Source organism: Methanosarcina mazei S-6 (genome assembly GCF_000970205.1).
In the GTDB taxonomy this organism is placed as follows: Archaea; Halobacteriota; Methanosarcinia; order Methanosarcinales; family Methanosarcinaceae; genus Methanosarcina; species Methanosarcina mazei.
The window spans coordinates 3,445,478-3,471,121 of the sequence record NZ_CP009512.1 but is presented as its reverse complement, the minus strand read 5'-3'; the positions used below and the strand labels follow the sequence as shown (position 1 = coordinate 3,471,121).

Sequence of the window (25,644 nt, the reverse complement as noted above, 5' to 3'; positions counted from 1 at the left end):
TTATTATTAAAGTGGTTATTATTAAAACCATTTTTATTTAATCAAACTCTATGATTGCAATCGGTCCATAAGACCGGACTCGTATACGGGGGGTATAGAATGAAGATGAAATTGATGGTTTTCCTGTTAGTATTATGTCTGGCTCTGCCTATTGTGGCCGTACAGGCACAGACAGACGTATTCGGAAACATGGAGAACATAAACATGATCACAACCGGCGATATTACTGAAACCATTACATGTGATATCATCGGAAATGCGGTCGTTGTCGAAGAAATGGAATTTGAGGATAACATGAGTGATGATAACATGAGTAATGTTACTGACGGTATGAATAACGCCACCGGTAATACGACTGATGTTAGCAGTGATATGAATATTCCCGAAACGCTTGAGGTAAGCGGGAAGATTATTCTGATCAAAGATATGGGTAACATGACAGAAAAAGCCGTCATGGCCGGAAAAGTTGATGGTATACCTGGAAGCGTGGTCATCTTCGGAAAAACGGATGGCATGGCAGAAGGTATGGATGATGCCACTGAAAATATGACTGAGGCTGGAAATAACGTTACTGAGGCTGGAAATAACGTTACTGAGACTGCCAATAACATTACTGAGACTGTAAATAATGTTACTGAGACTGCCGATAACGCAAATAATGCTACAAATAACGCTACCAACGATACCAGTAATATGGATGTCTCCAGAAACATAACCATAATTACAACCGGGAATATGACCGGAACAATCATGTTGAACACGTCACAGGGCATGGATAATGCCAGCGGTATGAATAACATGACAGAAGGCATGGACAACATGACTGTACTTACGGCTGGAAATATGACCGGAACCGTGACCGGCGATATGACCCGAAAAATGGTTGTAATCAAAAACATAGCTGATGCCGCCGAAATATCCGATGCAATAGCCAATCTCACTGAAACGGACACAGGCACGGCTAATATGACTGAACCCGCTGCATACAATTTCACCGGGAACATGGTCATAGTCAGAAGTACGGATGATGTACCCGAAATAGATGAAGAGGATATAGATGATCTGATTGCGATGGACGGAAATACGGCTATTATCGGGGCTATGGATAACACAACCGAAATGGAAGAAAACACCAATCAGGGCGTGGAAAACGTAACCAAGAAAATGGTCGCAGTCAGAAATATCGATGATATGGTCAGAATCGTGACATGGACGGTTATCTGCAACATAACTCAGAACACGGCTACCATTGAAGATATTGGTGATCTGGTCGAAAAGATGACTAACGTGACCACTGGAAATGTGACCAACGTAACTGACAATGTTACAGGCAACATGACCAATGTGACCACGGACAACATGACCGGTGTAGCTGATAATGTTACAGACAACATGACCGGTAATATGACTGGCGTGACCACCGGAAATATGACTAACGTGACCGGGGACCAGACCGGCAATGTTTCAAACGTGCCACTCAAGCTTGAGAGCATCCAGGAAATCGAAAACGACCGGGAATTCAATAAAATGTGGTTCGTCTACATAAACGGGGAACCAGCTCAACAGGATTTCGGGATGAACAAAGTAAATGAAGGAGACGTAATAAGCTTCTGGTACACAACTGAAGATGATGGAAATGCGGTACTTGGAGATGCTCTTTACGTAGCTAATATCACAGTTGTCGATGAAGCAGAAGAGCAGGAGAACGAAAATGAGGATCTTACTGTATTATTCGACAATACGGTAAACCTCACTGAAGGGACCTTTACCTTCACGCCTGAAGGCTCTAACCAGGAGTCTGAAATCGATAACTTTACTGACATTGGAGCTCTTAATGCGAGCGGGCTTGAATTTGTCGCGTCAGTTATGGACAATGCGACTGACGACACCAGTGACGACATGGATGATATGAATAACGACGACATGGGTGAAGACGATACCAATAACATGGACACGGGTACAGAAGGCATGAATGAAAACGACACGGACGACATGAATGGAGATGACAGTACAAATAACGACATGTAATTGATCAACAGTGTCTTCCGATTGGAAACTCTGTTCTGGAGGTTTGGGCTGTAAGTCTATATGATTTGCAGCTCTCTTCTTTTTTACTAATATGATATCCTTAAAAAATGTAGATCTTCAGGGTTACTTCTGCATTTTGCTATACTAACAATTTCTCTTTTTTGACATGTTCAACAATTTCTCTTTTCTGTCGTATTCAACAATTTCTGCTGAGAATCAATTCTTTCGAGTTTTCATCTCCAGGAATAATAACCGCATAAAACAGTTCTCTAACTAAAAAAGGTCTGTCTGAGAACCTTAAATTATCTCATGAGACTAATAATATTTACAGATTTTTTCTTTTACTATAATGCACACTTCTTTATTTTTTATATAATTTGAGATGAGAGAGCATATGGACAAAGAACAGATACAGCGGGAACGTTTGGACCTGCTTTCCCAGATTAACGAGATTCTGGATTTTCCTTTGATTTTGCTGTCAATAGTATGGTTAATCCTTATTATTGTTGATTTTGTCTACGGGCTTTCCTCACGCCTGCAAACGGCAAGTACTGTTATCTGGGGTATTTTTATAGCTGATTTTTTTGTTGAACTGTATATTGCTCCGAAAAAAAAGGTTTATTTAAAGGAAAACTGGCTTGTTGCTCTTTCTCTCTTCCTTCCTGCTCTGAGGATATTAAAATTATTCCGCGGTTTCAGGCTATTTAAACTTTCAAGTTTCATCCGGTCATTTAACCTTGCCAGAATTCTTTCTTCATTTAACAGGAGCATAAGGACTGTCAGAAAGGCTGTGAGACAGAGAGGGCTGGAATATGTCCTTCTGCTTACGGCTCTGGTAACTTCTATAGGTGCAGCAGGGATGTACAGCTTTGAAAGACCTGGTCTCAGTTCCTACTGGGATGCTTTCTGGTGGACAGCAATGATTATGACGACAATTGGAAGCGATTACTGGCCTGAAACCTTTGAAGGACGGATTTTAACTTTTTTCTTATCCGTTTACGCTTTTGCAATTTTTGGATATATCACAGCAGCCCTTGCCAGTCTTCTTATCGGAAAAGAGAAGGAAGAATCTTCTAAAGAAATTGTGGAACTGCGGAAGGAAGTGCAGAGGCTTTCCAGTGAAATAAGCAAGTTTTCAGAAAAGGAAAAAAAGTAAATTTAAGTCTTCCTAAAATAAAGCTGAGTAAAATTTTAATGAATTTGTGGTCTGTACCTGACTCTCTTTTATTTTCAAGCCTCTCCAGGGGTTTTAATGAGTCTGACAAGTCCTATAAAGGCTACGAGCGCCCATGTACCTTCAAGGATTACGAAAGGCATGTAATCAATAATTATCGAAGCATAACATGAAAGCCCTGCACCGACCACGTTTAGCATAGCATATGTTTTTGTATCCTGCATCAAAATCTTAAAGAGATTAAGGAGAAAGGCCAGCAGTAACATGAGTACGCCTGTTGAGCCCACTATCACTGAAAATTCAACCATGAACAGAAATATATTTTTACTTATATATCTTTTTTCCGACACCGATTCTCTTATGTATGAATATACCTGTTACAGTAACTGCCATTATAATTGCAATGATTCTCATTATGTCCTGTTTAAAATCGCTCCCTATCATTAAAGCGTGAGCTGAAACAAGCAAAAAAGCCAGGTAATTCAGGTAATGCACCTTCTTCCAGTTTCTGTATTTTCTCCTGTAAAGGGCAATGCCCGCAGCCAGGAGGAATAGATAGAGTGCAGTCCTGCCGCCCAGTGCGAGAAAAGTCTCTACAGGATATAATACTGGCAGGAAAATCGTGAAGTCCTGAGCTTGAAGGGCAAGGCTTAAAGGATGAATCAGGATTAACAGGACTCCAATTCTTGCCAGATTATGGTGGGCTCTTAAAAAAGGCATTCCTGATATTTTTCTCATTTTAGCCATGTATTCGGAGCTGAGTATTGAAAGGAAAATTGCCAGGTATCCGAATGTTGCTGCAAATCGGGCTATCATCCTAAGGGGTTCCCCGGGTTTCTGCAGAATAAGGTATGTTATGAAAAGGATCATTATCACAATAATGCCATAAATTAAGTAAAATTGCTGATCTTTTTTTCTGTTGCCTGGAGTTTCTTTGCCTTGTTTATTGCCGGTTTCTTTTCCAGTATCTCCCCTGCTCAAAATATTACCCCCTCATTTGTCTGCTGCTTTTAACAGCACTGATTTTCTGGAACATTTCTGTTATCAGAATCCAGTATAAGTTTTTCTTATGGTGGTTCATCTCCTGTGAAATTAGCTTTATATAATTGTATTCTGTAAATAACTCCAATCACATAAATCTGATTCAGTTAAAAAAAATCTCTTCCCACTGCTGCTTTTTTAGGCAACATCCCTTTTATCTTCCTCAATCTGTTACTGTAGTTTCACTAGACTTTGTATAAATAATAACATACTAACGATCAGAAATGGTAAAAATCGCGTTTTAATAAAGAAATTGTATAAACCTATAATATAGGTTATATATTTTTCAATAACATTCGTTTCTAATTTATATTTCTGTATATATTATATCATTCCGGTACTAATTTTGTGTTGGTATTATGCGTTGGTATAATTTTAAGTCACTTTCATCGGTAACAGGGCGAGGACAGAATCTACTTATTAATTACCGGGGAATGGATTCTGTGTTTAAATGGTAAAATTGTGTGATACAATACATCTCCGATTGAAAGCAAATAAAAACCAACGGCTTTAAAATAATATCAAAAAGATGAAAATCTGGGGAGTATATAAAATGTTAAAATCAAGATTTAGAAAGGCGCTGGTTCTTTTGCTAGCAGTCTTTTTTGTAATGGCATCGACAGTTGCATCAGTAAGCGCATGCTCTTGCAATAAGAAATGTGACTGTGACGACAGATATGACTTTAAAGACAAGTGCGCTCCTAAAGACAAATGTGACTTTAAAGACAAATGTGACTTTAAAGACAAGTGCGCTCCTAAAGAGAAGTGCAAGATTAAAGACAGGTGCGACTTTAAAGATAAGTGCGCTCCTAAAGAGAAGTGTGCCCCTAAAAACAAGTGCGCTGTCAAGTGTTACAACTACACTGGCTATAAGTTCAACAGCTGTTTCTCTATCCTGTGGATGTTTTTCGGAGACGTCTTTGACTGCGGGAAATGCTTTTCTAAATGCTGCTAATTGAACATAAAAAACTAATTAAAAGACTGAACCAGACATAAATTAAAGCTAACTGCGGCCTGTTAAAACAAAGTGAATTGTTACGAAATTTCATTATATCGTATAAATCATGATGATCTGTAACATTCAAAGCAGGCCGGGATTAGCTTTTTACTTTTTTATCACTTTATCTGGTAATTAAAGTAATTTTTGCATCCATACCGTATCAAAGAACTTCCCGTTCTTTTTTCCCGCTTCCCTGAATCTTCCACATTCCGAGAACCCGTGGTGGCTGTGGAAACGGATGCTTCCTTCATTGAGAGAAGAAATGCTTGCCAGGATAGAGTGCAGCCCTTTTTCCCTGGCGCCTGAAAGGAGGTGTTCGAGCATTAAGGAACCAGTTCCTTTTCCCGTGAACTCGGGCCTGATGAAATAAGATATCTCGGCTGTTCCGGAAAATGCAGACATTGGAGAATAGGGGCGGAGCATACAAAAGCCCACGAAGTTTTTATTTTCATCCCTTACGACAGCATTCGGGTATCCTGAAGTGACCTGAAGAAAGAACTCGAAGAATTCGTAAGGAACCCTGGTCTCAGGATAAGCAGCAAAACTGTTCTCAATATAGTAATTGAAAGTATCAATCACAGCCTCCCTATCTTCGGAAGAGATTGGAGAAAATTTGTATCCCACTTTACTCACCTGTTTTCCATGTTTCAAAAATTTTATTTTGCCTGTCCGTAATCTTTTTTCTGGTTTGCTAATCTATTACCGGTTCTAAATTATATAGTACCTATACTATCTATCGCAGATTTGCTATTTTAATTTAGCTGTTAAACAAAAAATTATTTTTCAGGCTGGGTTTTAGTTTGTCCGGGATTAACGCGGGATTTAACCTGTTTTTTATCTGTACCTCTCCATACACCGGTCAAGCATCCTTTCAAGATGCCCGTAGACTCTGAGAAAGGTCTCCATTTCAGAACTGCTCATGCCCTCAAGCTCCTTTCTTATTCCGGCTTCCATTGATTCATGGAGAGATTTATGCCACTCAAAGGCTTCCCTGCCGAAATCTGTCAGTTCGAGCATGACGTCCTTTTTATTCCCTGGAACGCGGACCTTTTTTACAAGCCCTTTTTTCTCAAGCTTTTTGACCATCTGGGAGATTGCCCCTTTAGTCACTCCTAAACGGGAAGATATTGAAGTCAGGTTTTCTGCCGGGTTTTTGCCGGCAGTTTCAATCAGATGGAACTCCGAAGGATAGAGAAGAACACCATGCCCCATGTCCACAGGTTTTTTTTCAAGAGCATACGCTTTATTCAGGATTCGGATTCCGTTTTCTATAAGGAGATCTACTTTTTCTTCAAGGCTCAGTTTATCCACATCTGCGTCCCCGGGAATGTTTTAGTCTGCATATTTTTCAGTCTGCGACTTTATTTCTCTGAAATTGGATGTGAGTTACTTATATTCTTTTTTATACGACAGGTCCTATTTGCGTTCGCTTCTCCGGGGAATTTCATGCCAGCATTATATTTTTTTGGCTTCTATAAACATTCTGATTTCAGATAGTTCCACTAAAACATACCTGAATATCCAGAATAAAGCCTCCTGTCACGTTCGAAAACGAAAGAGGAACAGAATGAAATTTCAGAACTCTCCGCAATTGTTTTATCTCTCCGCAATTGTTTTATATTTATGTAAGCCTGTTATTATCCGATGACTGCTTAAGAGGTCCTTGACTGTTCTGGGCTCTCTTATTTTTGTCTTTATCAATTCAATAGGGAGGAGCCTTTGATTGAACAAACAGAATTTAGTGTATTTAGCCTCTTTTTTAGTAATTTTGATTGCAATACTGATTTTTGCCCCGCGGGGTGGAGACCGTCCTTCGGGGTTTACAAACGTAAGCGTTGAAGAAGCAAAGGAACTGCTCGACGAAGAAGATGTATTTTTACTTGATGTCCGAACGCCTCCTGAGTTTAATTCTTTTCATATTGAAGGTGCAACCCTGATCCCTGTAACTAACTCGTCCGGGTCCAGTCTAAGTTCTGATAAACTGCTTGAAGCACGGGTGGACGAAGTTCCTGAAAACAAAAAAATACTGGTTTACTGCAGATCAGGGCACAGAAGCATTTCAGCGAGTAAGATCCTTGTGAATGCCGGATATTCACAGGTATACAATATGGAAGGAGGCATTAACGCCTGGACAGGTGCAGGGTATCCGGTTGTAAGTTCGGAATAACCAGGAAACTGCAATCTTTTGATATCTCCATTATTTACGAAGAAAGATGATTTATTCATCTCTGTTTCATAGCTCAGAAAATCAGTGCGTTTTCACAATTCCAGGCGCCTTTTCCCTTTTTGGAGCTCAGGATGGTCATCTTTCATGGCTTCTATTTCGTCCTTTGAGAACAGCAGTTCGATCATATTTGCTCTCGGGTACTTTGCATACAGGTAGCCTCCTGTGGAAACTATCAGCCCTCCTATAAATACGAATATCAAATCTATCATCGTATCCGGGGGGGTTTTTGAAGTTCAAACCCGAAGAATGTGTCAAGGACATATTCTACAATTTCCCAGATCCCTCCTGCAGCCATCGAAATTGCAAATGAGAAAAACGCTACCATGAACGGACTCAACTGGACATGAGATTTTACTTCTTTCAGGCGGTATATGACTGAAAAACTGATCAGGGCTATGTTGACCCCCATCAATAAGTGCAGTAAAATATCCCACCACCAGATCCTCTCAAAGAATGACTTGAAGCTCCCGAGGTATGTTCCAAGGAAAAGATACACAAGGATAAGAGTATCAATGAGACTTGGAAAATTTGCACTGAAATCTTTTCGTATAAGGACTGGAGAAAATATCAGAATCAGAGCAATTACAGATAATGCAAGGTCCAGAAGGTTGTTCACAAAATACGACGCTACTCCTATAATGGTTATGAAAACCATATACGATAAGTACATCCCCACCCGGATCTTATCCTTTCTTTTCATAATTATATACTTAATTTTTATAGATATATATCTTATATCCTGCATTTTTTTCTTCTGGAATTTTCAGGGTTCTTTCAGTAAAAATGCTTGATTTCATTGTTATATTTTTAAATGGTTGATGAATAATCCACTGAATATTTGTTCTGCAACTGAAAAGACTTTTATGCCTTAAACCAAAACCAGAAATGGAATACTAATTGGAATACAGACCAGGGGGATAACATGAACAGAGGAAGAGATACATCAGAAGGAAAGGGTTCTTTAGAGCCCAGGGAGAGAGGTACGGACTTCGAAGTCCCTTATGCACGGGAAAACATTCAAAAATGCATGTGCTCACAATGTCCGGTTCAGGCTAACAGCAAGTGTGCACAGGACAAACTTGAAAGCTCAAAAAAAGCAATGGAAAACATGTCTGGAGAAAAAGTTCCTGACCCCAAAGATGTTCCGGGACTATACTGCTCGACAGGCAAAGCTACATGCCAGGACCTTAACCCTGACAGAAAATGCATCTGCAATACCTGTGAAGTCTGGAAAGAGTATGACCTGGGAGAGGGGAAGCCGTCGCAGTACTTCTGTATGAACGGCAAAGCAACCTGATTTCTGTTTGAAAGGTAGTAGTTTTTCATTTACCTGCAATTTTTCATTTATTCACTGTTACTATTTTTTTATTATTAAAAAAAAACAAAAAACACACATGATATTCTTCGAATAACATGCCCAAAAAATGAAAGTACTTGAGAGAACTTTCATGCCAAATTAAAAGAAGGATGGAAAATTGATTTTCATACAAGATATTCTTCTGTGGTCATTACTTTTGCAAACATTCCATCCAGTGCAGCCATGAAAGATGCATGAACAGTACTGGCAGGCAGGAGTTCATCTTTGAATTTAAGATCACGAGTGGCACAGGCATCGGCAATCAGGGTAGATGTAAAACCGAGTTCTTTTGCAGCCCTCACAGTTGTGTCTATACACATATGGCTCATTGCCCCGCAGATTACCAGATCTGTCACATTTTCTTCATTCAGCCGTGAGAGAAGCTCAGTCTGGAAAAAGCTGTTCGGGAAATGTTTCTCAATAACTGTTTCCTCTGATAGGGGCTGGACGCTGTCATGGATTTCCGCTCCGGGAGTTCCGGGTATGAAAAAGGAAGCTCCGGGCCTGGTAGAAAGGTGTTTGATAAAAAATACCGGTTTGCCTGAAGCACGGAATGCTTTAAGGAGACCAGCCGCCTTTTTTGACGCGTCTTCCATGCCTGCAAGTTCCATCCTACCGCCTGGAAAATAGTCGTTTTGAATATCAATAAGAAGAAGGGTTTCTTTCATACTGCCAGTGAAGCTGTCAATAATGATATTTTTGACGGTTTTCTCACAGGCTTTTTAATTAATTCTCATTTTTATGCATGACCTGTTTTTTATTTGCTGTTTGTTTTTGCTTCACTTTATGAATTTACTGAGAGGCTGGAAAAATAGAAGAATAATTAATTTCATTAAAATATTCAATGCGTGGACCCAAAATAAAAAAAGAAGATCAGATAAGCTGGACCATAAGCATACCCATGATTTTACTGGCAGCCGTAATCTGGACAGTTCTGGACAGGAATTGGAACTCTTTAAATCATCTACCGGTTTATGTTTATGCAGGAACCCTTATATTTTCTCTGAAGGCAGAAAAATTCGCATACAGGGGTTCTGACCTTCCAGGAATACAGTCAGATAAATGGACTCGTTACCTGCTTTTATTCTTCTGGTGGTTGCTTTTAATCCTCCCGGCTCTTGAATACAGCCTATTTCCCGGGTATTCACCTGCCGTTACAGCCACAGGCACATTTCTGGCAGTATCCGGTACAATCCTCAGGGCATGGGGCATATGGACCCTGGGCAAATACTTTTCCGTGCATATTGAGATTAAGGACAGGCACGAGCTTATAGAAAGCGGACCTTACAGGTTCATAAGACATCCTGCTTACGCAGGGAATCTCCTGCAGGCCGTCGGTATTCCTCTTATCCTCAATGCGTATTATTCACTCAGCATTTCGGCAGTACTTGTTTTTCTCTTCCTGTACAGGCTGAAGCTGGAAGAAGAGACCTTGCTCCGGGAAGTGAACGGGTATAAAGATTATGTAAAGAGAACTTACAGGCTGGTCCCAAAAATATGGTAATTCTAGATCAGGTTACTGAGGATGAAGTTCCTGAATCTTTTACCTTATTTCCAGAAAGATAAGCTCTGGAAAAAAATGAAAATTAATTAAGATACTGTATATGCTTCCTATTTTTTCTTTTCTATTTTCTACCGAAAATACTATATCTGTTAATAAATATTTGTTCACTTACAGCAGATAATATTCGCGGGGCGGGTGAGTAAAATAATATTTCATGAACTTCACTCTGTAATGTTCTTTGAAAATTTGAGAAACTTCAATTTAGAAATCTGTAAGTATTTTTGTTTTGATTTCCAGAGGAGTAAAACGAAATGGATCTCTCTGTGCTGGCGCATGTCGATGTAATTCTGGGTTTTGCCATTCTTATCCTTACCATATTCTCCAAATTTGAAGTCCCTCCTGTGCTGGGATTTCTTGTAACCGGGGTGCTGATAGGCCCTCACGGGCTTGGGATTATGGACAGCGGGCAAAACATGGAAATAAATGCCGAACTGGGCGTCATTTTTCTGCTATTTACGATCGGAGTCGACCTCTCTTTAAAAGACCTCTGGAATATGAAAAAGGCTGTACTGGTGGGAGGTGCTCTTCAGATCCTCTTTACAACAGGAATTGTGCTGGCTGTCTGCACAAATCTTGGTTTCAGTCATTCTGCATCCTTATTTACAGGCCTCCTGATCTCACTTAGCAGCACTGCAATAGTTCTCAAGGTCCTTCAGGACAGAAATGAGGTTTATACTCCGCACGGAAAAACCTCGCTTGCAATTCTTATATTTCAGGACCTTGCTATCGTGCCCCTTATCCTGATCACTCCGATACTTGCAGGAAGTTCTGTGAGTTTTGAGGGGTCTCTTCCGAACATTTTCTTCAAGGGCTCCCTGATTATTCTGACTTTTATCCTGAGCGCCAAGTTTGTTGTCCCCGCGATATTTTACCATGTAGGTAAGACGGGCAGCAAACAGCTTTTCTTCGTCAGCGTCGTTTTCATCTGCCTTTCAGCAGCCGTCTTCACTTACAGTATAGGGCTTTCCCTGGCACTGGGAGCTTTTTTAGCCGGGATAGTCATCTCAGGGTCCCAGTACAGCCAGCAGGCAATAGGTAATATCATGCCTTTAAAAGACATGTTCATGAGCTTCTTTTTCGTGTCCGTAGGAATGCTTCTGGATCTCCACTACCTGCTTGACAACCTTTCTGTTATTATTCTTGCCACGGTCAGCCTCATCATCATAAAACTGATCGCCGGAAGTCTTGTGACCTTCCTTCTTGGCTGCCCCCTCCGCACCACTATACTTACAGGACTTGCCCTTTCTCAGGTAGGGGAATTCTCCTTTGTCCTTTCCAGGCTGGGGCTGGAGTACTCCCTTCTTGCAGAAGAAACCTATCAGACATTTCTGGCAGTTTCAATCCTCACCATGGGAGTTACACCTTTCCTGATCAATGCCTCTTACAGGCCTGCAGATTTCATTGTCAAAAAGGTCTCAGATACGACTCATGGCATGAAGCTGATAAACGGCATTTATTCCGAGCCCCTTTATAATGAAGAGATGACCGAGCCCCAGATTAAAGACCATCTTATTATAGTGGGGTTTGGCTTTTCCGGAAAGACGATCTCAAAGGCAGCAAAAGCCGCTGGTATCCCCTATCTTATAATTGAAATGAATCCCGAAATTGTGCAGCATGAGAAAGCAAAAGGGGAGAAAATCCAGTATGGGGATGCAACCTTCGGAGCTGTCCTGGAACATGCAGGAATTAAAAATGCAAGGGTCCTTGTAACAGGAATAGCTGATTCTTCCTCCACAGGGAAAATTGTAGAGAAAGCAAAAGAGCTGAATCCCAATATCTGTGTAATTGTAAAAGTGCATGACCTGCAGGAAATGAAAAGACTCAACTCCATGGGCGCAGATGAAATCATTCCTGAAGAATACGAAACCTCAGTGGAAATTTTTGTCCGCCTGCTTGAAAAATACCTTGTCCCCAGGGAAAATATTGAAAAAATGGTAAACGATTTGAGGGCTAACGGTTACAGAAGACTGAGAAAACTGGTTGTCGAGCCGGGAATTGACAGTGGGTTCAGTATAAAGGACGGGCTTCCTGGAATTGATATTCAGGTCCTCAAGGTAGGAGAGGGTTCGAGTTTCCAGGAAAAAACCCTTTCAGAACTGGATTTCAGAAGAAGGCATGGAGTGACGATAATATCTGTGCGCAGAGGCACGGATATGTTCCATACCCCGGCAGGAGACTTCCTTCTTCACGCAAAAGATGCCTGCGTCCTCCTCGGAAAAACCGAAGACCTCTACAATGTCCGGAAGTTCTTTGAAAGCGTTCAGTAGTGAATGAAAACTTGCCTTTTCATGGAACTTACCTTTTCATGGAACTTACCTTTTCATGGATAGTGATATATCCTATCCATCCAGATTTTTCTCCATGCGCAGGATAATTCTCGCGTCTGCATCCCCAAGGCGGAAAGAACTGCTTAGACAGTTAATCGGAGATAATTTCCTTGTCTCCCCCAGTTCTTACGAAGAACCTCCCCAGCCGGATCTCGCCCCTGAAGAACTCCTGATCAGGCACTCCATAGGGAAAGCCAGAGATGTTGCAAAACACTTCAGTTCAGGAATTATTATCTCTGCTGATACATCGGTTCTCTATAACGGTGAGGTTCTGGGAAAGCCGAATTTTCCTGAAAAAGCCGAAGAAATGCTCAAAAAGCTGAATGGGAGAAAGTTCAGGGTAGTAACCGGGCTTACTGTTCTGGACCTTGACAGTGCTCAGGAAATTAGCGAATCCGAGTCAACTGATGTCTGGATGTCTGAAATGGATGACGAACAGATCCTGGTATATGTCAGGACAGGGGAGCCTCTTGACAAAGCAGGGGCTTTTGCAGCTCAGGGAAAAGGAGCGGTCCTTATAGAGAGGATAGAAGGGGATTTTTTTAATGCAGTTGGGCTCCCTCTTTTTCGGCTTGGAAAAATTCTGGAAAAGCTTGGAGTATCTGTGTTTGATGAAAGTTTTTCCTGAATTTCAGTTTTGCTCCGGGTTTCAGGCTCTTCAGCCGGAAAATTGTTTTTCTTGCAAAAGTAATAAAGCAGTTGGAAGCAATAAGAAATATAGCTGAATTTAATAAAAAAATAGGGCTAATTAGATGATATACAGGTAATCTGGCTGATTTAAGGAGATTGGAAGCGTTGAAATGCGCTTTTTTTCATTTTAAGGATCTTCATTCTCAGAGGCGTTCCAAATGCTGCAAGTCTACAATACCCTGACACGAAATAAAGAGACATTCAAACCTTTAAAGGAAGGCGAGGTTTCGATTTATGCCTGCGGACCCACAGTCTACAATATGCCTCATATAGGAAATTACCGGACGTTTCTGCTGGCGGATACGGTGGTCAGGACACTTCAGTATCTGGGGTATAAAGTAAAGCTCGTAATGAACATAACTGACATAGACGACAAAACTATCAGGGACTCAAAGGCAGCGGGGATGTCTCTTAAGGATTTTACGGACAAATACTCTGCAGAATTCTTTAAGGGCCTTGATATGCTGAATATAAAACGGGCTTCAGCCTATCCAAGGGCTACGGAAAATGTTGACGGCATGATTGAGCTTGCACAGAAGCTGATCGAAAAAGGGCTGGCTTACGAAAAAGGCGGGTCTGTGTATTACAGGATTTCAGGTTTTCCTGACTACGGCAAGCTTTCAAAACTTGATTTTGACAGTATCAGGATTGGCGCATCTGTGGATGTGGATGAGTATGATAAGGACAACCCCAGGGACTTTGCTCTCCTGAAAGCTTCAGCTCCTGAAGAGATTGAAAGAAGCATCTATTATGAAAGCCCATGGGGTAAAATCCGCCCCGGGTGGCATATCGAATGCTCGGTTATGGCAATGAACAGTTTCGGTCCTACTCTGGATATCCATATCGGCGGCGTTGACCTTATCTTCCCTCACCATGAAAATGAGATTGCCCAGTCAGAGGGGGCAACAGGAATACCTTTTGTGCGCCACTGGGTTCATGGAGAGCATCTTATAGTTGAAGGAGAGAAGATGAGCAAATCTAAAGGGAACGTTTTCACCCTACCCGAGATTGTCGAAATGTACGGTGGCGAGGTTGTGCGTTTCATGTTCCTTTCTGTGCATTATCGGAAAAAACTGGACTATTCCGAAACCTTTGCAGAAAATGCAAAAAATAATTATCTGAAACTTAAAGAGACCCTTGACAACCTGGAATTTGCCCTGAAGAATGTGGAAGATGAACCTGGTCCCGGAGACCTGGAAACCCTTAAAACCCTTCCTGAACTTGAGAATCGGTTCAGGGAAGCCCTTGAGGACGATTTCAATACCCCGAAAGCAATAACAGTTTTCAGGGAACTTTCGCGTACAGCCAATGTATACCTTGAGACCGGAAAGAACATGCAGGTTCTGGAAGAGATTCACGCCCTGTATAAGCGGTTTTCAGACACTTTTGGCATCTTTGCAAAGGCTGGCGGAGAAGAAGTTCCTGATGAAGTGATCAGGCTTGTTGAAGAGCGCGAAGAAGCCCGGAATATAAAAGACTGGAAAACTTCTGACGCTATCAGGGAAAAAATAAAGTCACTGGGTTATATTGTTCAGGACACAAAAGAGGGGCCAAAAATAAAAAAATCTGAAGAAAGCTGAAAAGGAAAAGCATCAATTATTTATTCAATTATATACTATTTTATTTATCTTATTCACTTTTTCGGGCCGTATTCTCCTTTTCTCCCATACGTCCCTGTATTACCCTGGGGGTGGTAATGCATGAACCTTAAAAGCATTATTGATAAAGACAAGAGCGATAATAAAGATGAAAACCAGGACTCCTGCAAGGAAACTGCAAAAGTAAGAACAATTCTGGCAGAGCTGGGGCATGCTCCGGGCACTGGCACTATAAAAATGGCGGTATTATCTTCAAAAGCTGTGGAAGAAAAGTCAATAAGTTCGATTAACAATGCGATGCTTCTTATTAAAGAGTTTTCGAAAATGGTTGCAGATACCGTTGAGGAAGTCTCTTTAGAGCGGGGGCCTTCTCAGATTCAGATGGGCTTTAATATCCTTTTCACCACAGATGGTAAGGCTGTAATCACCAAGTCAGATAGGGACGCAAACCTGAGAATAGTTATGACATGGAAGCATGAGGAGGATGGAAAAAAAGAAACCTGCTGAAAAGCCAGGTTTTTCCATGCAGCCGGAGTAACCGGACTTACCGTGCCGCATTAAGTTTCAGTCCAGTGCTGTAAAACATGTTCTTTTTATATTCTTTTCCTGTTCTTCAGGCAGCCTGAGGAAGAAATAAGTACCAGTCGCGGCAAAATAATTCTTTATATGAAATCCAAACTTATCACTGTTATCCTTGTCCTGTCTCTATTTGCAAATGCTTATTTTCTTTTATTTGAGCAGACTCCGGTTGAGGGGGAGCAGGTCCAGGAAATGCAGGCACAGATAAATTCCCTTGAAAGGGAAAACGAAATACTCGAAACGCAAATCTCGCAGAATAACCAGTCTCTCAACTCTTATGCTTCCCAGCTGGACTTCTACCGTGAGAGGGTTTACGAACTCGAAAACAACCTTCAGGCCTGTCCCGCGGGTATGGAAGGCTATGCCAGTCTTCAGGCACCTGCCGTTTTTCAGAGCATTGAACCGGGAAGATCAGGTCCTTTCAGCCGGCAGGTAGTTACTGAAGAGGGAGCCCTTCTCAATATCTCTGTTGAGATCAGGTCTGGAAAAGGGAGGGTACTTGTCCAGACAACGCCTCTTATGGGTGTGATTTTCCAGGACGCTGCAAACACTGCAGTCTTTGTTGCCCAGCAGGAAACAGGAGTTTCCCTTTCAGGCAGCGACGTTATCTTCAGCATTACTGCAGACCATGAAATCCCAGGTGTTGACGGGTCCAGTGCAGGTGCTCTCATGACCCTCCTTACCGTTGCCGCAATCAACGGAACTGAGCTTAATGACAGTGTAACCCTTACAGGTACCATAGATGCTGCAGGCAATGTCGGCGCCATAGGCGGTGTCTTTGAAAAAGCCGAAGCATCAGAAGCCGGAGGAAAAACTCTCTTCCTTCTGCCCCGGGAAAACAGTGAACTTGTCATTTACAAACTGGTGGAAAGAAGAGTTGGCGGCTTTACAATTGTTGAGAGGGTTCCGGAAATCGTGGATGCTGAAGACTACATTGAAGACCAGATGGATATTGATGTCCAGTATGTGGACACAATTGATGATGTGCTCAGGTATGCAATGTGAAGCAGAAATGCCTCATGCCAGGGGCGGATAAGAGCCTGATCTTTCAACCCCTGGAGCCTGCTTTTTATATTTCTTCCGTATGACTATTTTTTCTGTAAAACATTCTTCTTATCAAAACACAGTACTGAAAATATTTGATTAAATCATCCCTCTCCAGCTCAGGATGACAGCACGGCTGGGAGTTTTCCCTGTGCTCCTGGTTGGAACCATGTTCCTTTTTTGATGTTTAATTTCCTTATCCAGCCACTGCTTTTTTTATAACATCAATTTTATTTATATATTATGAGGCACATATCCTGTGCCTGAATCCCCTGGATCGTCCGGAACTTCTTATCAAAATTTTCTCAATATGCTATCACATTTTAAATGTCATCCCTCTGTGATTATTTATGCCGCCTGAAATCATTCCAATTATTGAAGAACCTGCACTTACAGCCACGAACACGGAAACTTCTCTGGTTATTGCCGATGTCCACCTGGGGATCGAATGGGACCTCTACAGGAGTGGAATCAATCTCCCCAGCCGGATGAAAGACCGGCTTGACCGGATTCTGAGTTATATACAGTCAGTTTCCCCTGACCGGGTAGTGCTGCTCGGGGACATAAAACACAATGTTCCCCAGGTTTCCTGGCAGGAAAAAGATGAGATTCCGTGTTTTCTTGAAACGCTTGCAGAGCACGCACATGTGGACATTCTACCAGGAAACCATGATGGGGGAATTGAATTTCTTTTCAGCGGGCAAAAGGATATAAAAGTTCATTCTGCAAAAGGAGCTGTCCTTGACGGGATCGGGTATTTTCACGGGCATACCTGGCCTGCTCCAGAACTTCTGGCTGCTTCCCATGTTATTACCGCGCATAACCATCCCACGGTACGTTTTACCGATTCCTTAGGATATTCCACAGTTGAACCTGCATGGATAAGGACGAAATTCAGGGCTGAAGTCCTGAAAGAACGCTTTGGGGACCTTAATTTTGAAAATGAAAATGTCTGGGCTGACCCTGAAGTCTTTATTATGCCTGCTTTCAACGAACTGTGCGGAGGCGTGCCATTTAACGAATCTGCAAAAGAAGACCTTCTAGGTCCGATTTTTTCTTCAGGCGGAATAGAGCTTGAAAATGCTGAAGTGTATCTGCTGGACGGGACAAGGCTCGGGCAGATCCGGAATATCCGCAAGCTTGAGTATACAAGGGTTAGAAGCAAGATCGGAAGCAAAAAGCGAAGGAACTCTGGTAAATCCGTATGAGCCGTGAATAAAAAGTCAGATATCCCGGCTACAGGTATGTCAACTGTTCTGTAGTGGGCAGCTCTGTATAAATATATTCTGGCTCGAAAAAACATCTCTTTTTATTTCGGAATACGATTTTTTTTCTTTAAAAACTCAGCCAATAAAATATTTGTTAACAGTATCCAAACGTCTTTATGAAATTAATGTTATATTACTAACTCACATTATTACTGGCATAATTTTCAGGTTATTTTAAGGGACGTCGAATATGGGGAATTATTCTGGGGTTTCAGAAACAAATAATGTCTAATTTATACCCCCCGGTAATTCTGAAGTTGTCAGGCCTACTCGCAGACAATGGAAGGTTAAGGAAGTGCAGAAAGAGAATCGGGAAAAACCTGAACCTTTCACCGCCACGGAAAGTAATGCCAGGTGGACGCGTGAAGAGGCAGATCTGAAATTTGACAGCAACAGCATACCTGAAGGTTTCTTTATTGGCCGGGATGTTGCGGAAGGAAGGTCTGAAGAAAGGAAGATTCACAACAGTACTGAAAAGCGCACGAAACCTGAGATGGGGAATACTTTCTCTCCTGTTCCTGAGGTTGAGAACCTCGAGCTTGCTGATATTATTGATGCCCGGGCGATTAAATCCCTCATGGACGACTTTAATAAGCTTATTCACATAACCTTTGCCCTGGTCGATCTCAAAGGCAATATTCTTGTGAGTTCCGGATGGCAGGATATATGCACCAGGTTCCACAGGGTTCACCCAGAAACCTGCAAGCACTGTATAGAAAGCGATACAAAACTATCCGCTGGCGTTCTCCCTGGACAATTTAAGCTGTACAGATGCAGGAACAATATGTGGGACATAGCGACGCCTATTATGGTGGGCGGCCATCACATAGGCAATATCTTTTCAGGACAGTTCTTTTTTGAGGACGAGTATGTTGATTATGGTTTTTTCCGGTCTCAGGCAAGAAAATACGGTTTCAATGAAGAAGAATACATGGCAGCACTGGAAAAAGTCCCGAGGCTGAGCAGGGAATCCGTGGAAGCAGGAATGACTTTCTTAACGAAGCTTGCCCATATGATCTCACAGTTAAGCTACAGCAATACCAGACTGGCTCACTCACTTGTGGAGAGGGACTCTTTTGTTAACGCATTGAGAGAGAGCGAAAGAAGGTATCGCAACATCATAGAGACAGCCAGTGAAGGCATACTGATAATTGATTCTGAAGTCAGGATCAGCTACGCTAATAAGAAAATGACGGATATGCTCGGATGTCCTCTGGAAGAGGTTACTGGCAGAAAGATGTGCGACTTTGTCAGTGAAGAGAGTAAGGATATTGTCAAACTGAACCAGAAAAGAAGGCGGCAGGGTATTAATGATAGCTATGAATTGAAACTGGTATGTAAGGACGGGTCATCCTTATGGGCGCTCGTAAATGCTAAATCCCTTTTTGATAAGGATGGGAAATTTATGGGCTCGATAAGCTTGCTAACCGACATCACCAAGCGAAAAGAGGCTGAAGAAGCCCTGGCAAATATCGAAGTTGCCCGCAAAAAGGAAATCCATCACAGAATTAAGAATAACCTGCAGGTAATCTCCTCCCTTCTCGATCTTCAGGCTGAAAAGTTCAATAACAGAGAAGATATTAAGGATCTGGAAGTCCTTGCCGCTTTCAGGGAAAGTCAGGACAGAGTTAAATCAATGGCACTCATCCATGAGGAACTGTACAGAGGTGGAGGGCTTGACACACTTAACTTTTCATCGTACATTGAAGAACTTGTCGAAAACCTTTTCCGGACATACAGGCTTGGAAATGACAATCTCAGATTAAACGTGACCCTTGAAGAAAACATCTTTTTTGATATGGATACCGCAGTCCCGTTAGGGATTATTGTTAACGAGCTTGTTTCCAATTCCCTCAAACATGCGTTTACTGGAAATGAAGGGGAAATTCGCATCCGGTTTTGCAGGGAAGAAAAGAACGATAAAACACAGGAATCCCTCTTCAGCCTGACAATTTCAGATAACGGAAAAGGGATCCCTGATAATATAGAACTGGAAAACCCCGGAACACTTGGGCTGAAGCTGGTAGGTATCCTCGTCGATCAGCTGGATGGAAATCTGGAGCTTGGACGGGGACAGGGGACAGAATTCAGGATTTCTTTCAGGGTACTGGAGAAATCATAAACCCGTATGCCAGAAACAGTTGATTTTCAATGTGTCTACTCTTTTTTCGATATCTCTCAATATTCTCAATGTCTCTCAATATTCTCAATGTCTCTCAATATTCTCAATGTCTCTCAATATTCTCAATGTCTCTCAATATTCTCAATGTCTCTCAATATTCTCAATGTCTCTCAATATTCTCAATGTCTCTCAATATTCTCAATGTCTCTCAATATTCTCAATGTCTCTCAATATTTCTCAATGTTTATATAAGATGCATGGATCTATGGAAAAAAATAAATGTCAGGAATCAGGCTTATAAACGGTTATTATTCCTTATAATTCAGGCTTGCAGCTTTCAGCCGCAGGATTGGACTTTAAGTTCACAGGGTCCGGGCAGGTCCTTCAAGACAATGTAAGTTCTTTGAGATCAGGTAAGTTCTTTGAGATCAGGTAAGTTCTCTAAGACCAGACAGGTCTTTTAAGACCAGTTCCTGTTCCGGACTTCAGGCGATTTATTCGTTATCAATTCATTTATGGTTAGTCTGCTGCCGGGTTACTTCTCTGCTATTTATCAGCCTGATATCTATCTGGCAATTTGGCACTGTCCGGTTACGGTTGATTTATATTTCGTTAATTGATTTACTCGTACCACACGATGAAGGATGTACTGATTAAATGACTATGGAAATTAACAACACGGATCCATTTGAAAAAATGCCCCTCCCTGATGATTCCGGTTTATCCGGTTCAGGGGCTTTTGATGACTCAAAACTTGCAAAATTAAATGGTGTTATAAGCCAGGGCCTCAACCCCTATCCCTATAAATTTGAAAAAGATGAAGACATCTGTGAGATCCTGGAAAAATTTGAGGACTTTGAAAAGAACGAAGGATTGACTGTAAGAACTGCTGGAAGGCTCTACAACATCCGCAAGCACGGAAAGATGATATTTGCCGATCTGGGTGACCAGGCAGGCAGGGTCCAGGTGCTCGTAAGGAAAGGAAACCTCCCGGACGAGGAATTCGAGATTTTTAAAAATCTTGTAGATTCCGGAGATATAATTGGTGTTCAGGGTGATCTTTTCAGGACAAAGAGAGGGGAAAACTCGATCAGCGTTTCGGAATTCTCCCTGCTCTCAAAATCCCTCTGCGCCCTTCCGGAAAAGTTCCACGGCTTAAAAGATGTTGAAACAAGGTACAGGAAGAGGTACCTCGACCTTATAGTCAATGCCGAAAAAAGGGAAATTTTTGTTATGAGGAGCAAGCTCATATCGGAAATCAGAAGGTTCCTTACTGACAGGGAATTCCTGGAGTTCGAGACCCCTATACTCCAGACCGTGTACGGGGGAGCAAATGCGAGGCCTTTCACAACTTTCCACAACTGTCTCGGGCAGAACCTTTTTCTGAGAATTGCCCCCGAACTTTACCTCAAGAGGCTTGTTGTCGGCGGGTATGAGAAGGTTTTCGAGATCTGCAAAAATTTCAGGAACGAAGACATAGACACAACTCACAACCCTGAGTTCACGATGATCGAGGTCTATGAAGCTTACAGGGACTATAATGACATGATGGACTTAACCGAATCCCTGGTCTCGGAACTTGTTTTCAAGCTTACAGGCAGTTATGAAGTGCAGATGGGAGAGAAAACTATCAACCTCCGTTCTCCCTGGAAGAGGATTTCCATGGAGGATGCTTTAAAGGAATATGCCGGGCTTGACATCTTTGCCCACTCTATTGAAGACCTGAAGAAAATCGCCATCGAAAACAGGATAGAGGACTACGAGAAAGCAAAGAGCCACGGTGAGTTCCTTGCCCTGCTCTTTGAAGGCCTTGTAGAGGACAAGCTGATAGACCCGACTTTCATATACGACTTCCCCGTAGAAAACTCCCCGCTTGCCAAAAACCACAGGGAGAAAGCAGGTTTTGTCGAGCGTTTTGAGCTTTTCCTTAACGGCTGGGAGCTGGCAAACGGTTACTCCGAATTAAACGACCCTCTTGAGCAGGAAAAGAGGTTTGAGGAACAGGACAAGAAAAGGAAACTGGGAGACCTTGAAGCCCAGACCGTCGATTATGACTTCATAAACGCTCTCGGATATGGCCTGCCCCCTACCGGAGGCATGGGGCTTGGGATTGACCGCCTTACCATGATCCTTTCCGGTCTCGAATCCATCAAAGAAGTAATCCTCTTCCCGCAGATGAAAAGGGAAGACTGATCTGCTTCCGATTTTTTTGTTTTGAAGGTTTGAGCCTGTTTTACTAACTGGACAGGCTTATCGGGGAGAAATCCCCACTTTTTTATTTCCGGGGCCTGGAGGGATTTTTCATTTTTATCGGCAACTCCACGCGCCGGCCGTGACCTCCTGCGTCAATAAATGAAAACAAAAGATTAACTTCGGTGTGCGGTTCGCATTCTACACACTGGTATTTATACAGGCGCGTATTAACAAAATATCAGGATATCTATAATTACAAACCAGCCACTTTATAAATAATTCACTTTACAAATCATTCACAGGATAAGTTACAGGAAAAATGACATTCAATAACATATTCAATACTTTTCACCCGAAAATCCAGGGAGCTCTAAATACACTGGGGTTTAAAAAGCCCACAGAGCCGCAGGAAAGGGCATTTCCTCATATAATGGACGGCAAGCACACCCTTCTGATAGCTCCCACAGGTTCGGGAAAGACCGAATCCGCGGTTCTTCCTGTTTTTCACAGCATCCTCAAAAAGAAGCCTGAAGCTCGCAGAGGAATTTCCGCCCTTTATATTACTCCTCTCCGCGCGCTTAACCGTGACATGCTTTCCCGCATTGAAAATCTGGGGCAGATGCTTGACATTAAGGTTCAGGTCAGGCATGGGGACACCCCTCAAAGTGAGAGGCAGCGTCAGTCCAGAAATCCTCCTGACGTGCTGATTACAACACCTGAGACTCTTCAGGCAATGTTTACAGGCTCCCGCCTGAGGCAGAACCTTGAAACTGTAACCCATGTTGTTATCGATGAGATCCACGAACTTGCAGGCTCGAAACGCGGAGCCCAGCTGGCTGTTGGGCTTGAACGGCTTGTCGAAATCTCTGGAGAGTTCCAGAGGATAGGGCTTTCTGCAACAGTCGGGAACCCCTGGGAAATTGCAAAGTTCCTTGCAGGAGCAAACCGGAACTTTACGGTTATTGAAGTTGCCCTCCTGAAACTGCTTGAATTTGATGTGGTCAGCCCTCATCTTTCTATATCAGGCACGGCAGAAGAGGTAGACCGGGAAAAAGAGGTCATGGAAATTGCAAAAACGGTTGGCTGTGAACCTGAATTCGCCTCCCATCTCCTGTGCATCAAAAAAATTGTTGAGGAAAGCCAGTCCACCCTCATTTTTGTAAATACCAGGCAGAGTGCAGAAGCCCTTGCAGCAGGTTTCAGGAAACTGGGGGCTTCTATCGGAGTCCACCACGGCTCCCTTTCCTTTGAAGCCCGTGTTGAAGCTGAAGAAGAGTTCAAGGCTGGAGCCCTCAGGGGCCTTATCTGCACCTCTTCAATGGAGCTTGGGATCGATATAGGAAATGTTGACAGGGTAGTCCAGTACGGCTCTCCCCGGCAGGTATCAAGGCTTCTCCAGAGAGTGGGGAGAGCTGGACACAGGCTGCATGAAGTCTCACACGGCACGATTCTTACAATGGAAGCCGATGATACTGCTGAAAGTATGGCAATTACAAAAGCTGCACTCGAAGGCAGGGTTGAAGTGATCTCCCCGCATATAAACTCTCTTGACGTTGTGGCAAACCAGATTGCAGGCATGGTTATGGACTTCGGGGAGATCGGAGTAGACAGGATTTTCAGGGTTCTCAGGCGCACCTATACGTTCAAGGACCTGAGGATTGAAGAACTTCAGAGGGTGGTTGACCAGATAGGGGACTACAAACTGGTCTGGAAGGATAAAGAGTCAAACCTTCTGAAAAGACGCAAGAAAAGCCGGGAATACTATTACGAAAACCTTTCCATGATCCCGGACGAAAAGAAATACGAAATCTACGACATCGTGAGCGGGAGGTCTATAGGGGTGCTGGACGAAGCCTTCGTGGTAAACTTTGCCGAACCCGGAGCCGTTTTTATTACCAAAGGGGACATGTGGCGCGTAATTGAGATGCCTGACCGAGAACGGGAGCCTGACCGGGACAGGATAAAGGTCGAGCCGGTTGAAGGCATGGGAGAAGTCCCGAGCTGGTCAGGAGAAGAGATTCCAGTCCCCTTTGAGGTAGCCCAGGATGTGGGGACTCTTAGAGCTGAGACAGCAGCCCTGATTCGAGAAGGACTTGATGATGATGAGGTTGCGGAAAAGCTTCAGAGAAAATACCCTGTAGCAAAGGCAGCCGTTCTTGAGGTTATTCGGCTATTGAGGGACCATGTTGAAGGAAATTTCCCTCTCCCTGATGCAGACACAATAGTGATTGAAGACGAAGGGGACGCTGTGACCCTCAACGCCTGTTTCGGCCACAACACCAACGGGACGCTGGCAAGAGTTTTAACCTCCCTTTTGTCGGCACGCTTCGGGAGCAGTGTAGCTCAGGAAGTGGACCCGTACAGGATCAGGCTAACTCTCCCGCGCAGGGTCGGCCCCGTCCAGATCCGGGATATGCTCCTCTCTCTCCGCCCGGAACACGTTGAGCCAATTATCGAAATGACCCTGAAAAACACAACCCTGATGAAATGGAAAATGGTCCACGTAGCCCGAAAGTTCGGAGCCCTCTCCCGTGACATCGACTACGACAGGATCAGCATGAAAAAGCTGCTTGAAATCTATGAAGGCTCTTCGATGTACGACGAGGTTGTTCGTGAGATCTTCCACGATATGCTTGACGTCCAGAGAGCAAAAGAAGTCCTGATAAAACTTGCAGCCGGCGAAATTTCTGTCGAGGTATCCGGTCCGACTCCGATAGGCTCAGCCGGCTTTGCCATGAAAAGAGACCTTATAGCCCCGGAGAAAGCTGACCGTTCAATCGTCCTTGCCCTCAAAGAACGCATAATGAACGACAAAATCATCCTGTTCTGTACGAACTGCAAGAAATGGACCTCTCACCGCCAGGTGAAAAGTGTGCCTGAAGAAATCATCTGTCCTGTATGCGAGTCCAGAATGGTTGCAGCCCTCAAGCCCTGGGAAGAAGAGGAAATTAACCTTGTCAAAAAGCAGGCTAAGCAGGGTAAAAATATCAAAATTACTCCTGAAGAAAAGAAGAGGATACAGAGAGTTTACAGGAACGCAAGCATAGTCCGCTCTCAGGGGAAAAAGGCGGTCATTGCGCTTGCCAGCAGGGGGATAGGACCTGAAACGGCGTCAAGAGTTATTGAGAAAATGAGGGTGGACGAGGAGGCTTTTTACAGGGATATTCTGGTTGCGGAGAGGAATTATGTGAAGACGAAGAAGTTCTGGGAATGAGTGTGTGAGTGGAATAAACATCTTTGAAGTATTCAATTACTTTTAAATCTTCAACTTTCAAATTATAAAATTATTTTCCTAAGTAACTGTCACAAAATAAATTAGGCAGATTATTCATAAAGTTAATTTTCAATTGGTGATAATGATCTTGAAAATCAAGACATCCAATCGAAACCTGTGCATTGTTTGTTCTGTGACGACTCCTAAGTAATTTTTAA

22 protein-coding genes are annotated in these 25,644 nt (G+C 42.8%); 15 read left to right on the top strand and 7 right to left on the bottom strand.

Annotation, left to right across the window (positions count from 1 at the left end):
- The first annotated feature begins 99 nt into the window (after positions 1 to 99).
- Together MSMAS_RS14815 and MSMAS_RS14810 are read left to right on the top strand one after the other, a co-directional pair.
- Positions 100 to 2,028 (top strand): DUF4430 domain-containing protein, encoded by a 1,929-nt coding sequence (locus MSMAS_RS14815; RefSeq protein ID WP_230633287.1) that lies wholly within the window; start codon positions 100 to 102, stop codon positions 2,026 to 2,028.
- A gap of 394 nt (positions 2,029 to 2,422) precedes the next feature.
- Positions 2,423 to 3,184, top strand: a complete 762-nt coding sequence (locus tag MSMAS_RS14810; protein WP_052728076.1) for a potassium channel family protein — start codon at positions 2,423 to 2,425, stop codon at positions 3,182 to 3,184.
- Between the two features lie 74 nt (positions 3,185 to 3,258).
- Here MSMAS_RS14810 and MSMAS_RS14805 read toward each other — a convergent pair whose 3' ends face one another.
- Together MSMAS_RS14805 and MSMAS_RS14800 are read right to left on the bottom strand one after the other, a co-directional pair.
- Positions 3,259 to 3,510 (bottom strand): CBU_0592 family membrane protein, encoded by a 252-nt coding sequence (locus tag MSMAS_RS14805; protein WP_230633285.1) that lies wholly within the window; start codon positions 3,508 to 3,510, stop codon positions 3,259 to 3,261.
- Between the two features lie 16 nt (positions 3,511 to 3,526).
- Entirely contained in the window at positions 3,527 to 4,183 is a 657-nt protein-coding gene (locus MSMAS_RS14800) for a ferric reductase-like transmembrane domain-containing protein (protein WP_048046746.1), read from the bottom strand.
- 613 nt (positions 4,184 to 4,796) lie between these two features.
- On the opposite strand from MSMAS_RS14800, the gene MSMAS_RS14795 reads away from it, so the two are divergent.
- Positions 4,797 to 5,198, top strand: a complete 402-nt coding sequence (locus tag MSMAS_RS14795) for a hypothetical protein (protein ID WP_048046745.1) — start codon at positions 4,797 to 4,799, stop codon at positions 5,196 to 5,198.
- A 177-nt stretch (positions 5,199 to 5,375) separates the two neighbouring features.
- Here MSMAS_RS14795 and MSMAS_RS14790 read toward each other — a convergent pair whose 3' ends face one another.
- Together MSMAS_RS14790 and MSMAS_RS14785 are read right to left on the bottom strand one after the other, a co-directional pair.
- Positions 5,376 to 5,867 carry a GNAT family N-acetyltransferase gene (locus MSMAS_RS14790; RefSeq protein ID WP_011033835.1) on the bottom strand — a complete coding sequence of 164 codons (492 nt, stop codon included), beginning with the start codon at positions 5,865 to 5,867 and terminating at the stop codon, positions 5,376 to 5,378.
- A gap of 210 nt (positions 5,868 to 6,077) precedes the next feature.
- Positions 6,078 to 6,554, bottom strand: coding sequence for a MarR family winged helix-turn-helix transcriptional regulator (locus MSMAS_RS14785; RefSeq protein ID WP_011033836.1), 477 nt, complete (start codon positions 6,552 to 6,554; stop codon positions 6,078 to 6,080).
- Between the two features lie 457 nt (positions 6,555 to 7,011).
- On the opposite strand from MSMAS_RS14785, the gene MSMAS_RS14780 reads away from it, so the two are divergent.
- Positions 7,012 to 7,410 (top strand): rhodanese-like domain-containing protein, encoded by a 399-nt coding sequence (locus MSMAS_RS14780; protein WP_230626439.1) that lies wholly within the window; start codon positions 7,012 to 7,014, stop codon positions 7,408 to 7,410.
- Between the two features lie 92 nt (positions 7,411 to 7,502).
- Here the strand turns inward: MSMAS_RS14780 and MSMAS_RS19035 are convergent, their stop codons facing one another.
- Together MSMAS_RS19035 and MSMAS_RS14775 are read right to left on the bottom strand one after the other, a co-directional pair.
- Positions 7,503 to 7,679 carry a hypothetical protein gene (locus tag MSMAS_RS19035; protein ID WP_015412172.1) on the bottom strand — a complete coding sequence of 59 codons (177 nt, stop codon included), beginning with the start codon at positions 7,677 to 7,679 and terminating at the stop codon, positions 7,503 to 7,505.
- A complete protein-coding gene (locus MSMAS_RS14775; RefSeq protein WP_137726714.1) occupies positions 7,676 to 8,170 on the bottom strand; it encodes a hypothetical protein in 495 nt (164 codons plus the stop codon). Before MSMAS_RS14775 ends, MSMAS_RS19035 begins: the two co-directional genes overlap by 4 nt.
- A 222-nt stretch (positions 8,171 to 8,392) precedes the next feature.
- Here MSMAS_RS14775 and MSMAS_RS14770 point away from each other — a divergent pair, with 222 nt between their 5' ends.
- Positions 8,393 to 8,767, top strand: coding sequence for a DUF2769 domain-containing protein (locus MSMAS_RS14770; RefSeq protein WP_011033839.1), 375 nt, complete (start codon positions 8,393 to 8,395; stop codon positions 8,765 to 8,767).
- A gap of 185 nt (positions 8,768 to 8,952) precedes the next feature.
- On the opposite strand, the gene MSMAS_RS14765 is transcribed toward MSMAS_RS14770, so the two are convergent.
- The gene (locus MSMAS_RS14765; RefSeq protein ID WP_011033840.1) at positions 8,953 to 9,495 is read right to left on the bottom strand and encodes a cysteine hydrolase family protein; all 543 of its coding nucleotides are present in this window, start codon (positions 9,493 to 9,495) and stop codon (positions 8,953 to 8,955) included.
- A 176-nt stretch (positions 9,496 to 9,671) separates the two neighbouring features.
- On the opposite strand from MSMAS_RS14765, the gene MSMAS_RS17935 reads away from it, so the two are divergent.
- The 10 genes from MSMAS_RS17935 to MSMAS_RS14715 all read left to right on the top strand — a co-directional run bounded on the left by MSMAS_RS17935 (position 9,672) and on the right by MSMAS_RS14715 (position 25,426).
- Positions 9,672 to 10,331, top strand: a complete 660-nt coding sequence (locus tag MSMAS_RS17935) for a methyltransferase family protein (protein WP_050035258.1) — start codon at positions 9,672 to 9,674, stop codon at positions 10,329 to 10,331.
- 311 nt (positions 10,332 to 10,642) lie between these two features.
- Positions 10,643 to 12,658, top strand: coding sequence for a cation:proton antiporter domain-containing protein (locus tag MSMAS_RS14755; protein WP_048037585.1), 2,016 nt, complete (start codon positions 10,643 to 10,645; stop codon positions 12,656 to 12,658).
- Between the two features lie 94 nt (positions 12,659 to 12,752).
- Positions 12,753 to 13,346 (top strand): Maf family nucleotide pyrophosphatase, encoded by a 594-nt coding sequence (locus MSMAS_RS14750; RefSeq protein ID WP_048040196.1) that lies wholly within the window; start codon positions 12,753 to 12,755, stop codon positions 13,344 to 13,346.
- 220 nt (positions 13,347 to 13,566) lie between these two features.
- Positions 13,567 to 14,988, top strand: coding sequence for a cysteine--tRNA ligase (gene cysS, locus MSMAS_RS14745; RefSeq protein ID WP_015412181.1), 1,422 nt, complete (start codon positions 13,567 to 13,569; stop codon positions 14,986 to 14,988).
- 120 nt (positions 14,989 to 15,108) lie between these two features.
- On the top strand, positions 15,109 to 15,513 hold the full coding sequence (locus MSMAS_RS14740; protein WP_011033845.1) for a CU044_2847 family protein: 405 nt from the start codon (positions 15,109 to 15,111) through the stop codon (positions 15,511 to 15,513).
- 159 nt (positions 15,514 to 15,672) lie between these two features.
- Positions 15,673 to 16,590, top strand: a complete 918-nt coding sequence (locus tag MSMAS_RS14735; protein WP_015412182.1) for a S16 family serine protease — start codon at positions 15,673 to 15,675, stop codon at positions 16,588 to 16,590.
- 389 nt (positions 16,591 to 16,979) lie between these two features.
- Positions 16,980 to 17,837, top strand: a complete 858-nt coding sequence (locus tag MSMAS_RS14730) for a metallophosphoesterase (protein WP_011033847.1) — start codon at positions 16,980 to 16,982, stop codon at positions 17,835 to 17,837.
- Positions 17,838 to 18,192: 355 nt separating this feature from the next.
- A complete protein-coding gene (locus tag MSMAS_RS14725) occupies positions 18,193 to 20,019 on the top strand; it encodes a PocR ligand-binding domain-containing protein (RefSeq protein WP_048046743.1) in 1,827 nt (608 codons plus the stop codon).
- A 657-nt stretch (positions 20,020 to 20,676) separates the two neighbouring features.
- The gene (gene lysS, locus MSMAS_RS14720; RefSeq protein WP_011033849.1) at positions 20,677 to 22,212 is read left to right on the top strand and encodes a lysine--tRNA ligase; all 1,536 of its coding nucleotides are present in this window, start codon (positions 20,677 to 20,679) and stop codon (positions 22,210 to 22,212) included.
- Positions 22,213 to 22,531: 319 nt separating this feature from the next.
- A complete protein-coding gene (locus tag MSMAS_RS14715) occupies positions 22,532 to 25,426 on the top strand; it encodes a DEAD/DEAH box helicase (RefSeq protein ID WP_048046741.1) in 2,895 nt (964 codons plus the stop codon).
- The last annotated feature ends 218 nt before the right edge of the window (positions 25,427 to 25,644 follow it).